This window comes from Modestobacter sp. VKM Ac-2983 (assembly GCF_026967885.1).
Lineage (GTDB): Bacteria > Actinomycetota > Actinomycetes > Mycobacteriales > Geodermatophilaceae > Modestobacter.
In genome coordinates this window covers 63097-77836 of the sequence record NZ_JAPVBK010000004.1, presented here as the reverse complement: position 1 = coordinate 77836, position 14740 = coordinate 63097, and the positions used below count along the sequence as shown (strand labels likewise).

The 14740-nt window shown below is 74.0% G+C and carries 11 protein-coding genes; 4 read left to right on the top strand and 7 right to left on the bottom strand.

The annotated features are described in order from the left end of the window. Positions 1-198: 198 nt before the first annotated feature. Both O2W18_RS17540 and O2W18_RS17535 read right to left on the bottom strand, forming a co-directional pair. A complete protein-coding gene (locus O2W18_RS17540) occupies positions 199-2550 on the bottom strand; it encodes a DUF6049 family protein (protein WP_269188725.1) in 2352 nt (783 codons plus the stop codon). Continuing rightward, a complete protein-coding gene (locus O2W18_RS17535) occupies positions 2547-3023 on the bottom strand; it encodes an NUDIX hydrolase (RefSeq protein WP_269169921.1) in 477 nt (158 codons plus the stop codon). The genes O2W18_RS17540 and O2W18_RS17535 overlap by 4 nt, the downstream gene beginning before the upstream one ends. Positions 3024-3065: 42 nt before the next feature. Between O2W18_RS17535 and O2W18_RS17530 the strand changes: the two genes are divergently transcribed. Next, on the top strand, positions 3066-4577 hold the full coding sequence (locus O2W18_RS17530) for a CCA tRNA nucleotidyltransferase (protein WP_269188724.1): 1512 nt from the start codon (positions 3066-3068) through the stop codon (positions 4575-4577). Here O2W18_RS17530 and O2W18_RS17525 read toward each other — a convergent pair whose 3' ends face one another. Continuing rightward, on the bottom strand, positions 4578-5903 hold the full coding sequence (locus tag O2W18_RS17525) for an MFS transporter (protein ID WP_269188723.1): 1326 nt from the start codon (positions 5901-5903) through the stop codon (positions 4578-4580). A 108-nt stretch (positions 5904-6011) separates the two neighbouring features. On the opposite strand from O2W18_RS17525, the gene O2W18_RS17520 reads away from it, so the two are divergent. After that, positions 6012-6683: a YqgE/AlgH family protein gene (locus O2W18_RS17520; protein ID WP_269188722.1), complete on the top strand. Its 672-nt coding sequence runs from the start codon at positions 6012-6014 to the stop codon at positions 6681-6683. Between the two features lie 119 nt (positions 6684-6802). Here the strand turns inward: O2W18_RS17520 and O2W18_RS17515 are convergent, their stop codons facing one another. The 3 genes from O2W18_RS17515 to O2W18_RS17505 form a co-directional block, all read right to left on the bottom strand. Next, complete coding sequence (locus tag O2W18_RS17515) at positions 6803-7567, bottom strand: hypothetical protein (protein WP_269188721.1); 765 nt, start codon at positions 7565-7567, stop codon at positions 6803-6805. 89 nt (positions 7568-7656) lie between these two features. Further along, positions 7657-8736, bottom strand: coding sequence for an inositol-3-phosphate synthase (locus tag O2W18_RS17510; protein ID WP_269188720.1), 1080 nt, complete (start codon positions 8734-8736; stop codon positions 7657-7659). Between the two features lie 74 nt (positions 8737-8810). Next, positions 8811-9431, bottom strand: a complete 621-nt coding sequence (locus O2W18_RS17505; protein ID WP_269188719.1) for a PadR family transcriptional regulator — start codon at positions 9429-9431, stop codon at positions 8811-8813. Between the two features lie 584 nt (positions 9432-10015). Between O2W18_RS17505 and O2W18_RS17500 the strand changes: the two genes are divergently transcribed. Together O2W18_RS17500 and O2W18_RS17495 are read left to right on the top strand one after the other, a co-directional pair. Continuing rightward, positions 10016-12265 (top strand): transglycosylase domain-containing protein, encoded by a 2250-nt coding sequence (locus O2W18_RS17500; protein ID WP_269188718.1) that lies wholly within the window; start codon positions 10016-10018, stop codon positions 12263-12265. A gap of 115 nt (positions 12266-12380) precedes the next feature. After that, a complete protein-coding gene (locus O2W18_RS17495; protein ID WP_269188717.1) occupies positions 12381-13817 on the top strand; it encodes a glycosyltransferase family 87 protein in 1437 nt (478 codons plus the stop codon). Here the strand turns inward: O2W18_RS17495 and O2W18_RS17490 are convergent. Beyond that, positions 13772-14587 (bottom strand): deoxyribonuclease IV, encoded by an 816-nt coding sequence (locus O2W18_RS17490; RefSeq protein WP_269188716.1) that lies wholly within the window; start codon positions 14585-14587, stop codon positions 13772-13774. The two genes, O2W18_RS17495 and O2W18_RS17490, sit on opposite strands and share 46 nt — an antisense overlap. Between the last annotated feature and the right edge of the window lie 153 nt (positions 14588-14740).

The window sequence follows — 14740 nt, the reverse complement described above, 5'->3', positions numbered from 1 at the left end:
GCAGCGATCGCGGCGGGACCGGCGGGGCCAGGGCCTCGGGCCGGTTGCCGACCACCGGGGCCGGGGCGGGGGCGGGCGGGGTGGCCGCCGAGCCGGGTTGTGCTCCCCGGTACGGCGGCGGGGGCAGTGGGGCCGGTCTCCGGGGTCGCGCGTCGGGTGACCCCGCGCGCTGGTCCTCCGAACCGGCCGGTGGGCCGCTCACACCGGGCTCCGGGCCGGCGGCAGACCCGCCGCCGGGTCCGGGGTGGGTGCCGGCTCGCCCCGCCGGCGGCGCAGCACGAAGCGCACCGCCCGGCGGAGGAAGAGCAGGGCCAGCAGCGCGGCGGCGCCCAGGGTGATCGCCAGGGTGACCGGGCCGTAGGCGGTGCTCCGCACCTGGAGCTGCACCGGATCGCCCAGGGGACCACCGGCCGGCGTCGTCAGCCGTGCGGTGACCGCGAACCCGCCGGACTGCTGGACGTCGGCCGGCACCTCGAGCGTGGTGAGCGACTCCGGCTCCAGCGTCTGCACGCCGATGTCCTCGGTGACCAGCCCGACGTTGCGCCGGCTCTCCAGGTCCAGCCGGACGTCGACGGCGAAGGGCAGGTCGTTGCGCACGGTGAGCACGAGCGGGGCGTCGCTGGAGGCGAGGGTGTACGTCCCGTCCGCCGGGGAGACGAGGCTGACCTGCTCGCGGAGCCGGGCGACCGTGCCCTGCAGGTCGGTGACCGCGGCCTGGAACGCCTCCGGGTCGCCCCGCCGCTGGGCGGACGCCGCCCGGGCGATCGCCGCGTCGTAGCCGGCCAGCGCCTCGTCGGCGTCGCCGACCACGGCGGCGGCGAAGTCGTCCCGCACCTCCGAGGTCTCCACGATCCCGGCCATCGTCGCGGCCGGCAGCCGGACGTCCGGGTCGGTGCCGGTCAGCTCCCCGACCTCCGCCGCGGGGCGGTCGGCCAGGGCGGCGACCGACACCGGGGCGAGCCACGGCTGGGTGGCGGTGTCGGTCATCATCGCGGCCACGGTGCCCGGGTCGGGGTCGACCCAGCGGGGCGGGGCGACGAGCACGGTGGAGGTGACGCCGTCGGCCTGCTGGGCGTGCAGCGTGGCGAGCTCGGCCAGGTAGCGCTGTTCGACCAGCCGCCCGGCCTCCGGCCGCAGGGTGGCGGTCTCGACGGCCTCGGCCAGTTCCCCGTCGGCGACGAGCGTGGTGACCGGCCCACCGGTGGTCTCCAGCACGCCGCGGGCAGCCGCGGGGTCGCCGTCGTCCCCCACCGCCTGGCTGCCGTCGGTCAGCCCGTCCTCGGCCAGCACGACGGTGCCGACCCCGCCGGTGGCCAGGGTGGTCAGGGTGCCTTCGTCGAGGGTGCCGCCGGCCGGCCAGGCCAGGTCGGTGCGGGGCTGCACCCCGAGCACCTCCTCGACGACCGCGGCCCCGGCCCCTGTGGGGGCGGTGCCGGCCGCCGGCGTCGGGACGAGCGCCCCGTCGGCGGTGCTGGGCTGCCGGACGGTGCCCGCGCCGGGCAGGGTGCGCAGCAGCGCCTCGCCCTCCCCGGCGGCCACCAGCGCGTCGGCGTCGACGTCGGCGTACGGGAGGGCCACCACGTCGTGGTCGGCGGCGAGCCGGCGCAGTCGCTCGAGCAGTGCGGCCGCGTCCGCGGTGCCGGTGCCCTCCTCGCCGTCCACCAGGTAGGCGCCGGCGGCCATGGCCGCCAGCTCTTCCAGCAGGGCCGGGTCGACGGCGAGGGTGACCGGCACGGCGGGCACCGTCTCGGCCGTGGCCGCATCGGAGGTGCGCGGGAGCTGCTCGACGGTGTCCACGATGCGGTCCAGCCGGCCGCCGTCGTCGACCTGGGCGGCCAGCGCGTCGTCGGTGAACGCCCCGGTGGCGTCCCGGTGCGGACGGTCGGTGACCGGCCAGAGCCAGGCCACCTCGGTCCGGGCCTCCGGAGCCGTCTCCGAGGCCACCGACTGCGCCACGAGGTGCGTGGCCACCTCGGCCGCCCGCTCGGTGACCCCGTCCGCGCGGGTGCCGTTGACGTTGAGCAGGACGGGGTACACGCCCTCGGCCGTGAGCTGGAGGGCCTCGGCCGGGGTCGAGAAGCTGAACGTGAGGGCCTCTCCGGGCTCGAGCTCGTCCGCACCGGGCACCTCGACGAAGGGCGCGATCGCCGCGGTGTGGTCGCCCGGCCGGGCGAGGTCGGCGGCCAGCCCGGACCGGGTGGTCAGCACCTCCCCCCGCTGCAGCCGCACCTCAAGGTCGTCGTAGGTCTCGGTGCTGTCGTTGCGGAGGGTGGCGGTCACCTCGACGGCGGCATCGGGGGTGACGGTGCGCGGTTCCAGCCGGCTCACGGTCAGCTCCAGTGGCCGGTCGGCCGAGGAGCCGGTGGAGCTGTCGGGGTCCCCCGGCGCGGCGTGCGCGGTGCCCGGGACGCCCAGCAGCCCGGTGACGACGGTCGCGAGGGCGCCGAGCACCAGTCGACGACCGCCCTCCCGGCGGCCCCCGGTCGGCGTCGTCCTCGGTGGGGAGGTGTTGGGGCGGCCGTCGGCGCGGCCGGCGACCCGCCGGGTCACGCGCTGTCGGCCAGCAGGCCGGGCGCGCGCTCGACCAGCGCGCGCTCGTCGGCGTAGGCAAGTCGCCCGCCGAGTTCGGTCAGTGGCACCCAGGCGACCTCGGTGACCTCGACGTCGGCGTCGGACAGCGCGCCGCCGATGGCCCGGAGGAGGAAGTGGTGGACCGTCTTGTGCACGCGGCGGCCGTCTGCGACGAACCAGAAGTCGATGATGCCCAGGGGGGCGACGACCTGGCCGATGATGCCGGTCTCCTCGGCGACCTCGCGGACGGCGGTGTCCTCCGGCGTCTCGCCCTGCTCGATGTGCCCCTTGGGCAGGGACCAGAGCAGGCGGCCACGGCGGTCGGTGCGGCCGATCAGGGCGGCTCTCGGCCCGGTGACCTCGTCGTCTGCGACCACCAGCCCTCCGGCGGAGGTCTCGTCGACCCGACGCAGCCGGCGGCCGGGGCGCTGCCGCCCGCCCGTTCCAGCCATGCCAGCAGGGTAGCGCGCGGCACGGCACTACCCTCGACCGTCGTGTCAACCGACCCGTCGCGTCGCGCCCCCTCCGGCCCGACCCCGCCACCCGAGCCCGTCCCCGCGGCGGTGCAGCAGACGGTGCGGGAGCTCGTCGAGGTCTCCCCCGTGCTGGTCGCCCTCGGTGAGCGGTTCACCGCCGCCGGTCACGAGGTGCACCTCGTGGGCGGTTCGGTCCGCGATGCCCTCCTGGCGGCCGGGACGAGTCGGCCGCTGCCCACCGGCGACCTGGACCTGACCACCGACGCGCGGCCGGAGCAGACGCTGGAGGTGCTGCGGGGCTGGGCCAGTTCCACGTGGAACACCGGCATCGCCTTCGGCACCGTCGGGGCCGAGGTGCGCGGTGAGCGGGTGGAGATCACCACCTTCCGGGCCGACCGCTACGACCGGGAGTCCCGCAACCCGGAGGTCGCCTGGGGCGCCTCGCTCACCGACGACCTGGCCCGCCGCGACTTCACCGTCAACGCGATGGCGGTCTCGCTCGGACCGGACCGCACGGTCACCGACCCCTTCGGTGGGCTGGGCGACCTGCTGGCCCGGCGGCTGCGCACCCCGGGCCGAGCGGTCGACTCCTTCGCCGACGACCCGCTGCGGATGCTGCGCGCGGTCCGCTTCGTCGCCCAGCTGGGGCTGACCCCGGACGACGAGGTGGTCGAGGCGATGACCGCGCTCGCCTCCGAGCTGGCCCGGATCACCGCCGAACGGGTGCAGCACGAGTTCTCCCGCACGCTGTTGAACGACGCCCCCGGTCCGGCGCTGGACCTGTTCGTCTCCACCGGGCTGGCCGACGTGGTCCTGCCCGAGCTCGCCGCGCTGCGGATGGAGATCGACGAGCACCACCAGCACAAGGACGTCTACGTCCACTCGCTGACCGTGCTGGACCAGGCGATCGCCCTGGAGAAGGCGGACCCGGAGGCCGAGTCCCCCGACCTGGTCCTGCGGCTCGCGGCGCTGCTGCACGACGTCGGCAAGCCGGCCACCCGCCGGCACGAGCCCCGCGGCCGGGTCTCCTTCCACCACCACGAGGTGGTCGGCGCGAAGCTGGTCCGCAAGCGGCTCCTGGCGCTGAAGTACCCGAAGGACGTCGTCGAGGCGGTGTCCCGGCTGACCTTCCTGCACCTGCGCTTCCACGGGTACGGCGGCGGCGAGTGGACCGACTCCGCCGTCCGCCGGTACGTCACCGACGCCGGTGACCTGCTGCCACGGCTGCACAAGCTGGTCCGGTCCGACTGCACCACCCGCAACCGGAAGCGGGCGGCGGCGCTGTCGGCGACGTACGACTCGCTGGAGCAGCGGATCACCGAGCTGTCGAAGCTGGAGGACCTGGCCCGGGTGCGGCCTGACCTCGACGGCAACCGGATCATGGAGCTGCTGGAGATCCCGCCGGGCCGCCAGGTCGGCGAGGCCTGGCGCTTCCTCAAGGACCTGCGGCTGGAGCGCGGGCCGCTGGAGCCGGAGGAGGCCGAGGCCGAGCTGCTCGCCTGGTGGCGCACCCGCGGCCAGGTCAGCTGACTACGGGGTCAGCGACAGCCGCAGGGCGAGCGGGGCGTCGTCGGTGCGGCGGGCCTCGGCCCGCGCCCAGCGGCTGAACGCCACGGCGGTGAGCAGGTAGCCGGCGGCGATCCCGATCAGCAGCGCCCAGCTGACCCCCGAGGCCGGCATCAGGAACGCCCCGGCCAGCAGGGCCACCACGAAGGTGACGTTGAAGAGGGTGTCGTAGACGGAGAAGACCCGGCCGCGGAAGTCGTCGTCCACCGCCTCCTGCAGCGTGGTGTCGACACAGATCTTGATGCCCTGCGCGACGAACCCCAGGGTGAGGACGGCGGCCACGATCGCCGCCGGCCGGAACACCCCGCCCAGCACCAGCTGGCCGGTGCCGCCGAGCACGAGCAGGCCGAACACCCACGCGGCCTTGCCCCACCGGCGCACCGCCCACGGGGTCACCGCAGCGGCCAGCAGGGTGCCGGCCGCGCCGGCCGCCAGGACCTGGCCCAGGCCGGCCAGCCCGCCCGGGAAGAGCCCGGTGTCCTCGGCGAAGGAGTTCCGGTACAGCAGCAACGTCATGAGGGTCAGCAGCCCGTACATCAGCCGGTGCACCGCCATCACCGACAGGATCGCCGTTGCCGGGGGGTGCGCCAGCATGTGCCGGGCGCCGGCCACCATGCCGTGCAGCACGTCACGGGCGCTGACCGTGGCGGCCAGGGTCAGGTGGTCGGGGCCCAGGTGGCCGCGGGTGAAGCGGGAGACGATGGCGGAGGCCACCAGGTAGGGCACCGCCGAGGCCAGGGCCAGGCCGGCGTAACCGCCGCTCCCGGACCCGGTCAGCGCCGTCGCGCCGATGGCGACCCCGCCGCCGAGCACGGCCGCCACCGCGCCGGCCGTCGTGGACAGCGCGTTGGCCGAGACCAGCGAGGGCGCATCGGTGGTGTGCGGCAGCCCGGCGGAGAGCGCGGACAGGACGAAGCGGTTGACCGAGAACACCAGCAGCCCGGCGACGTAGAACCCGGGGCCCTGGACCCCCAACAGGATCAGCGCGGCGACCACGACCACGAGGACGGCGCGCACCACGTTGGCGACCAGCAGCACCTGCCGGCGGCTCCAGCGGTCCAGCCACACCCCGGCGAACGGACCGACCAGCGAGTACGGCAGCAGCAGGACGGCGAACCCGGCGGCCACGTCGATCGGGTCGGTGGCCTGCTGGGGGTTGAAGAGCACCGTGCCGGCCAGGGCGGCCTGGAAGACGCCGTCACCGAACTGGGAGGACAGCCGGGTGGCCAGCAGCCGACGGAAGTCACCACGCCCGAGGAGGTGACGCACGGTCGTGGGCGCCTGCTGCATCCCAGCCACACTACGTCGCCCGCGACGGGCGGGCAGCCGACGTCGGGCGGTCAGGAGGCGGACGGATCAGCCACCCCTCCGGCCGGTCCCTGATGCACACTGGAGGCGATGAACCCGGTGCCCTCGTCACCCGACCCCGAGCGTCGCCCCACAGCCGGCAAGGCTGCGGGGCGGAGCAGGCGTACCGGCGTACCGGCCCTGTCGGTCGGCTCGCTGGACGACGTCCGGCCGGGCTGCCTGCTGGTCGCGCTGCCGACGCTGACCGATCCGACCTTCGCCGGTGCGGTCGTCTACGTCCTGGACCACTCCGACACCGGCACCATCGGCGTCGTGCTCGGGCGGCCGAGCGAGGTCCGGATCGGTGACGTGCTGCCGGGGTGGTCGGAGCTGGCCGTCGAGCCGGGCGTCTTCCACGTGGGCGGGCCCTGCGAGGCCGACACCGCCCTGTGCCTGGCCACCCGCCGGGGCAGCGAGCCACTGCCGGCCGACAGCGGGCTCCGCGCGGTCGCCGGGGCGGTCCACCTGGTCGACCTGGACAGCGACCCGGCCGAGCTGGACGGGGAGATCGGCGGCCTGCGGGTGTTCGCCGGCTACGCCGGGTGGTCGGCCGGGCAGCTGGCCGGCGAGCTCGCCGAGGGCGCCTGGGCCTGCGTCGCCGGCATCCCGGCCGACGTGCTGACCGGCGCCTCCGGGCCCGAGCTGTGGCGGTCGGTGCTGCGCCGCCAGTCGGGCCGGCTGGCCGTCCTCTCCACCGCGACGGCGGACCCCTCCGCCAACTGACGTGGGCGCCTGACCGACATGCCCGCGTGTCGACTCCCGGTGGCGGCCAGGACCTGGTAGGAATGAGCCCGCAGGAGGGGGCGACCTGGGGAAGAGGCCGCCCCCTCCTGCTCTGTCGTTCACAGGCCCAGGGCCGCCGCGATCTCCGGGTGCTCCGTGAGGCTCACCGTGTCGCCCTCGGCCGGGAGCGTGATCTCCCGCTCGCCGTGGTCGGCCAGGGTGATGGTGACGGGGACGTCCTGCAGCGTGGTGGCGTACTGCACCAGCAACTCGGTGTCGGCGGCCACGGCGATCGTCGTCCCGGTGGGGTTCTGGAAGACCGAGGCGAGCTCCCCGTTGATCGACCGGCTGCCCGCCCAGGTGTAGCCGGCGAAGGACTGCGGGTCGTCCGCCGTCGTGGACGCGAGCCTGGGCACCATCTGGACCAGCACGTCCAGCAGCGAGGCCGTGCCGCCGGCCTGCGTGATGGCGATCGGCCGGCGCACGTACGTGGCGGGCGGGAGGCCGGCCTCCTCGAGCGCCTCGGCCAGCCCCGGCACGTCGCCCTGCCAGAGGTCCTCACCGGTGAAGAAGAGGGTGCGGGTGTCCTCGGGGCGCCCGTCGGCGTAGCTGGTGACGGCCTGGGCCCGGCCCGTCCCCTCGGTGAAGTCGATCTCGCCGGTGAGCGTCAGGACGGCGCCCTCGGCGTAGGGGGCGGTCACCTCGAAGTCGGCGCCGCCCTCCTCGCGGCCGGCGTAGAGCACCTGACCGAGGACCTCGGCCTCCGCGGAGCTCACCGGGTCGCCGGGGACGCGCTCGGCGGTCTCGTCGTCCCCGCACCCGGCGAGCAGGGCCAGTGCCACCAGCAGGGAGGGCACGAGCAGTGGTGGGCGACGCAGCGGCATGCCGTCAACACTAGGAGCCGGTGCCGGCCCCGGACGCGGAACGGCCCGCACCCGGTGCGGGGTGCGGGCCGTTCCGTGGTCGGGCCGTGTCAGCGCTCGACGTCCCCGCGGATGAAGGCCTCGACGGCGTCCCGGGCCTCGCTGTCGCTGTACTGCACCGGGGGGCTCTTCATGAAGTACGACGACGCGGACAGGATGGGCCCGCCGATGCCGCGGTCCTTGGCGATCTTCGCGGCCCGGACGGCGTCGATGATGATGCCGGCCGAGTTCGGGGAGTCCCAGACCTCGAGCTTGTACTCCAGGTTCAGCGGGACGTCGCCGAACGCGCGGCCCTCCAGGCGGACGTAGGCCCACTTGCGGTCCGACAGCCACGGCACGTGGTCCGACGGGCCGATGTGCACGTTGCCCTTGCCCATGTCCCGGTCGACCTGGCTGGTGACCGACTGCGTCTTGGAGATCTTCTTGGACTCCAGGCGCTCGCGCTCGAGCATGTTCTTGAAGTCCATGTTGCCGCCGACGTTGAGCTGCATGGTGCGGTCCAGCTGCACGCCGCGGTCCTCGAACAGCTTGGCCAGCACCCGGTGGGTGATGGTGGCGCCGACCTGGCTCTTGATGTCGTCACCGACGATCGGCACCCCGGCAGCGGTGAACTTGTCCGCCCACTCCTTGGTGCCGGCGAGGAAGACCGGCAGCGCGTTGACGAAGGCGACGCCGGCGTCGATCGCGGCCTGGGCGTAGAACTCCGCGGCCTGCTGGGAGCCGACCGGGAGGTAGCAGACGACGACGTCGGCGCCGGACTCCCGGAGCGCGGCGGCCATGTCGACCGGAGAGTCGTCGGACTCCTCGACGATCTCGCGGTAGTACTTGCCCAGCCCGTCGAGGGTGGTGCCGCGCTGCACGGTCACGCCCAGCGGCGGCACGTCGGCGATCTTGATGGTGTTGTTCTCGCTGGCGACGATCGCCTCGGAGAGGTCGCGGCCGACCTTCTTGGCGTCGACGTCGAACGCGGCGACGAACTCGATGTCGGAGACGTGGTAGTCACCGAACCGGACGTGCATGAGGCCGGGGACCGACGCGGTCTCGTCGGCGTCCCGGTAGTACTCGACGCCCTGGACGAGCGACGCGGCGCAGTTGCCGACGCCGACGATGGCGACCTTGACCGATGCCATGGACTGACTCCCTCCGACGGACCCGACGCGGGTCCGGACGATGTGCGTGGACGTGGTGCTGGCGGTGCGGTGGTTCAGGTGGGGACGTCGTTCGGTGGTGGGGGCGGGGTGGGCGTCTGCTCCGCCCGGGCCGCTTCGGCGCGTGCGTCGTCGCGTTCGCTGTCGATGAGCTCGGTGAGCCAGCGGACCTCGCGGTCGACCGAGTCCAGACCGTGCCGCTGCAACTCGAGGGTGTAGCGGTCGAGCTTCTCCTGGGTGCGACGCAGGGAGTCCATGAGCCGGTCGCGCTGGCGCTCGACGGTGCGTCGGCGGCCCTCCAGGATGCGCAGCCGCACGTCGGCGGCGGTGTGCCGGAAGAAGGCGAGGTGGACGCCGAACCGGCCCTCGTCGTCGTAGGCCTCGGGCCCGGTCTGGCTGACCAGGTCGGCGAAGCGCTCCTTGCCCTCGGCGGTGATCGCGTAGACGACCTTCCCGCGCCGGCCGGTGAGCGCCGGGGCGTCGGCCGGCAGCAGGGACCGAGGGGTCGGGTCGTCGCTGGCGATGAGGCCGGCCGCCTGCAGCCGCTTGAGCGCCGGGTAGAGCGACCCGTAGGAGATCGAACGGAGGCCACCGAGGACGGCGGCCAGCTCCTTGCGGAGTTCGTAGCCGTGCATGGGCGACTGCTGCAGCAGACCGAGGATGGCGAACTCGAGCACGACGCCACCTCCTGGTCTGCCGGTGTTCACCGGATCGATGTATCGGGACGATACATCCGGTCGCTGCACCGCGCGCAAGTCGGACAGCCAGTGCACCGGTGTCCCACCCGTCCCATGTCGATCTCCGCAGAGACGGTGAACCGCTGGTCAGTGCGTACATTGGCGGCCGTGCCCGGACGTCGGCCGGTGCTGGACGACGCGCAGGGTCGCCGCGACGCGGACCACGCGAGGGCCGCCGCCGGGCGGCGTCCCGCCGGGCAGCGCAGACGCGCTCCCAGTCGACACACAGCTGAAGACGTCACCCTGGACGCCCAGGACCGCCTGCACCCCGGCGGCTGAGCACCCACGACCTGCAGGAAGGGGCCCACCGCGTGCCTCCCCACGACGAGACCGCCCGTGTCACCCCCGGTGCCGGCTCGGTCCGCCGTCCCCCGCCGGCCCGGGCCCGCGCCGGCTCTGGTGGCAGCGGTGCTGCCGGTGCCCGCCGCCCGCCCGCTGCCCGGGCCCGGACGACGGCGTCCCGTGACGGTGGTGCGCGGCCGGCGGCCCGTTCCGGTGGGGGCAGCGGCGGTGGTCGTCCGCCGGTGAAGCCCCCGACGGGTGGGCGGCGTCCCGGTGGCAGCAGCCGACCGCCCGGTGGTGGCGGGAAGAAGGGTGCCAAGCCGAAGCGCCGGCGCTGGCTGAAGGTGCTCGCCGGTGCGTTCCTGAGCATGCTGGTGCTGCTGGGCGTCTTCGTGGGCGTCGTCTACGCCACGACCGAGGTGCCCACGCCGGAGTCGGTGCAGACCGACCAGACGACCGTCGTGTACTACGCCGACGGCGTCACCGAGCTGGCCCGGCTGGGCAACGAGAACCGGACGAACGTCTCTCTCGGGCAGATCTCCCAGCCGGCCCAGAACGCCGTGCTGGCCGCGGAGAACCGGGCGTTCTACACCGACCCGGGCATCTCCTTCACCGGCATCGTGCGGGCGGCGTGGAACAACCTGACCGGCGGCTCCACCCAGGGTGGCTCCACCATCACCCAGCAGTACGTGAAGAACGCCTTCCTGACCTCGGACCAGACGTTCAGCCGCAAGTTCAAGGAGCTCTTCCTCGCGGTCAAGCTGGACAACGAGTACTCGAAGGAGCAGATCCTCGAGAACTACCTCAACACCATCTACTTCGGGCGCGGGGCCTACGGCATCGAGGCGGCGGCCAGCACGTACTTCGGGGTCTCCGCCACGGAGCTCACCCCCGAGCAGGGCGCGGTGCTCGCCGTTCTCATCCGGAACCCCAGCGCGAACGACCCGGAGACCAACCCGGAGGGTGCGCAGCAGCGCTGGGGCCTGGTGCTGGACGCGATGGTGGAGCAGGGCTGGCTGGACGCCGCCGCGCGGGAGGCCGCCGTCTACCCGGCGGTGCTGCCCAACACCGGCAGCAGCTCCGGCATCCCGACCGGCCCGGAGGGGCTGATCGTGCGCCAGGTGCTCGACGAGCTGGAGCGGCAGCCGTTCAGCTACACCCGGGACGACATCTACTCCGCCGGGCTCCGCATCACCACGACGGTGGACAAGGCCAAGCAGGACGCCGCGCTCGCCGCGGTGAACGACGTGATGGCCGGCGAGCCGGCGAACCTCCGGGAGGCGCTGGTCGCGGTGGACCCGAAGACCGGCGGCGTGCTGGCCTACTACGGCAACGACCTGAGCAGCAGCGAGGACCCGGAGGTGGACACCACCGACTACGCCCAGGCGCTCAAGCAGCCCGGGTCGTCGTTCAAGCCGTACACCCTGGCCGCCGCGCTGGAGAACGGCTACAGCGTCAGCACCCGCCGGGACGGCAGTTCACCGCAGGAGTTCGACGACCGGCCCGGGCTGCCGGTGGTCAACTCCGGCAACGCGCAGTGCGGCAACTGCACGCTCAAGGAGGCGATGACCAGGTCGCTGAACACCACGTTCTACGGCCTGGCCTACGAGGTCGGCCCCGAGGTGGTCGCCGAGACGGCCCGGGAGGTCGCCGGACTCCCTGCGACCTGGGACCCCAACCGGGACGACAACACGGTGCCCGAGGACCTGACCGGGTACGAGACGCTCAGCATCCCGAAGACCGACATCACCGGCGGCTCGATCGGCATCGGCGAGTACCCGGTCCGGCCGATCCAGCAGGCCGCCGGCTTCGCCACCTTCGCCGCCGGCGGGGTGCAGCACGCGACGCACTTCGTCGCCTCGGTCGCCGACAGCGCCGGCACGGTGCTGGGCACGGGGACGACCGCCTCCACGCAGGCGGTGTCGGCGGAGGTGGCCAACGACGTCACCTTCGCCCTGACCGACGTCGCCGAGAGCTCCGACCTGCCGCTGGACGGCGACCGGCCGGTGGCGGCGAAGACCGGCACCCAGGGCGCGAACCGGACCGACAACTCCGACGCCTGGATGGTCGGCTACACGCCGTCGATCTCCACCGCGGTGTGGGTCGGGTCGAAGGGCACCGAGCCCATCGTCAACTCGCGGGGGAACATCATCTACGGCTCGGGGCTCCCGGGGGAGATCTGGCAGCAGTTCATGGACACCGTGCTCGCCGGCACCCCGGAGGAGCCGCTCCCGTCCAAGCCGCTGATCAAGGGCGACGCGGACAAGGGCATCCCCGAGCCGACGCGGCAGGCCCCGGCCCCCACCACGAGCCAGGCCCCGGAACCGGCACCGGTCACCAACCAGGCCCCGGCGCCGAGCCGCACGCCGAGCAGCAGTTCGGCTCCGGTTCCCAGTCAGTCGCCCGAGGCGGAGGAACCGGTCGGGTCGACGCCGCCGGTCCCCTCGTCATCGGGGCCGCCGACACCGTCCACCTCGGCGCCGAACGGCTGACCGGAACAGCAGGCAGACTGACCGCGTGAGTGCGACACCGACGGGCCCGTCCGTTCCAGCCGACCGGCTGGGGGGCGGGCCCGAGGTGTCTGCGCCTCCGGAGCCGGACCGCGTCGTGCCGACCTGGACCGACCCGGTGGCGGTCCAGGCCAGCGAGGCGGTGGGCGGCCCCTGGGGTCGGCACGCCGTCACCGGGCGGGCCCGGTTCTGGACGCCGCTGCGGGTGTGCCTGCTGTTCACCGTCGTCGTGCTCAGCCTGGCCTGGGTCAAGCAGGCGCCCTGCGCCGCCGGCGACTGGTCGGGCAGCAAGCAGTACACCCACTTCTGCTACAGCGATCCCATCCCGCTGTTCTTCACCCACGGGGTGGGCGACGGGCAGGTGCCCTACCTGGACTCCGCCGTCGAGTACCCGGTGCTGATCGGAGCGATGATCCAGGGCGCCGCGATGACCGCCCGGGGATGGGACGGTCTCGCGGGGGGCATCTCCGCCGCACCGGTGGCGACCTTCTACCTCGTCACCTGCCTGCTGCTGTCGGCGCTGGCGCTGCTGGTCACCCGCGGCGTGCTGGGCCTGGCCGGGCGACGGCCCTGGGACGCCGCGATGGTCGCGCTGTCACCGCTGCTGCTGGTGCACGCCTTCACCAACTGGGACCTGCTGGCGATCGCGCTGACCACCCTCGGGATGTGGGCGTGGGCGCGTCGGCACCCGGTGCTGGCCGGCGTGCTGATCGGGCTGGGGGTGTCGGCGAAGCTCTACCCGGTGATCGTCCTGGGCGTGCTGTTCGTGCTGTGCCTGCGCGCCGGCCGGCTGCGGGCCTGGCTGTCGGCGGCCGTGGCCGCCGGGCTGGCCTGGCTGGCGGTGAACCTGCCGGTGGCCCTCGTCGCGCGGGAGAACTGGGCCCGGTTCTTCACCTTCAGCGACGTCCGGCCGGCGAACCCGGAGAGCATCTGGGCGATCGCCCTGGACCTGACCGGCGACCGGATCCTGGACGGCCCGCTCGCCGAGGGGCAGACGCCGTCGGTGCTCAACGCGACCGTCGCCGTGGTGCTGCTGCTGTCGGCCGCCGCGGTCTCCTGGCTGGCCCTGGCCGCTCCGCTGCGTCCGCGACTGCCCCAGCTGGCGTTCCTGCTGGTCGCAGCGTTCCTGCTGCTGAACAAGGTGTGGAGCCCGCAGTTCTCGCTGTGGCTGCTGCCGCTCGCGGTGCTGGCCCGGCCGCGCTGGCGTTCGCTGCTGCTCTGGCAGGCCACCGAGGTGCTGGTCTGGGTGACGACCATGCTGTATTACCTCGGCGCCGACGACAACGGCGTGGGCGTGGAGTGGTTCTACCTCGCGGTGATCGTGCGGGACGTCGCCGTCCTCGTGCTGATGGCGCTGGTCGTGCGGGAGGTCTGGTCACCGGACCACGACCTGGTGCGCCGCAGCTGGCCGGGCACCGACGACCCCGCCGGCGGCCCTCTCGACGGCGCCCCCGACCGGTGGGTGCTCCCCCGGCCCGTGGGCCGGGCTCAGCCCGCGAGGGCCTCGCGCAGCAGGGTGATCTCCTCGGCGTGACCCGCGGCGTCGCCCGGGGTCTCCAGGACGACGGGGGCGCCGGCGGCGCGGGCCACGCCGAGCAGCAGCTCCAGCGGGATCTCCCCGGCGGTCAGCGGCGCGTGCCGGTCGCGGCCGGAACCGGCGGGGTCCCGGCTGTTGTTCAGGTGCACCAGGTCGATCCGGCCGGTGATCGCCCGGACGTCGTCCACCACCCGGGCCAGGTCCCAGCCCGCCGCCCAGGCGTGGCAGGTGTCCAGCACGAACCCCGCGCCGAACTCCCCCACCGCCTCCCACAGCCGGGCCACGGCGTCCAGGTCACGGGCCATCGCGTTGTCCCCGCCCGCGGTGTTCTCGATCAGCACCGGGATGCCGAAGCCGCCCTCGTCGGCCTGCCGGGCGAACGTCTTGCGCCAGTTGTCGACCCCGGCCGCCGGGTCGTCCTTCGCCAGCACGTGACCGCCGTGCACCACCATGCCGCGGGCACCGACGGCGGCCGACGCCTGGGCGTGCTGGCCGAGCAGCTTGCGGCTGGGGATGCGGATCCGGTTGTTCGTCGAGGCGACGTTGAGCACGTAGGGGGCGTGCACGAAGACGGCGACGTCGGAGCCGAGCAGCGCCTCGGCGTCCGGCCTCGGCTTCGGCGCCTTCCAGCCCTGCGGATCGGCGAGGAACACCTGCACCGCGTCGGCGTCCAGCTCGGCCGCGCGGGCCAGCGGACCGCCGTCGGCCAGCTCGTTGTCCTCGGTCAGACCCGGTCCGACGTGCACGCCGATCAGCTGCTCAGCCACCCGCAGGAGACTAGGCGCACCCGCCGCCCGGACACGATGGGTGCAGTGCACTGGTAGCCTGGCCGGTGCGCGTCCTCTCCTGCCTCCTGCAGGTCCGGGCGCGCGACGCATGTACGACCCTCCTGCTGCAGACACCCTGCGGCCGCTGAGACC

What these genes read in the sequence shown, in the direction of transcription:
- O2W18_RS17535 (WP_269169921.1), bottom strand. Translation starts at nt 3,023, where the DNA reads ATGGCTGGAACGGGCGGGCGGCAGCGCCCCGGCCGCCGGCTGCGTCGG.
- O2W18_RS17525 (WP_269188723.1), bottom strand. Translation starts at nt 5,903, where the DNA reads ATGCAGCAGGCGCCCACGACCGTGCGTCACCTCCTCGGGCGTGGTGAC.
- O2W18_RS17510 (WP_269188720.1), bottom strand. Translation starts at nt 8,736, where the DNA reads ATGGCATCGGTCAAGGTCGCCATCGTCGGCGTCGGCAACTGCGCCGCG.
- O2W18_RS17515 (WP_269188721.1), bottom strand. Translation starts at nt 7,567, where the DNA reads ATGCCGCTGCGTCGCCCACCACTGCTCGTGCCCTCCCTGCTGGTGGCA.
- O2W18_RS17520 (WP_269188722.1), top strand. Translation starts at nt 6,012, where the DNA reads ATGAACCCGGTGCCCTCGTCACCCGACCCCGAGCGTCGCCCCACAGCC.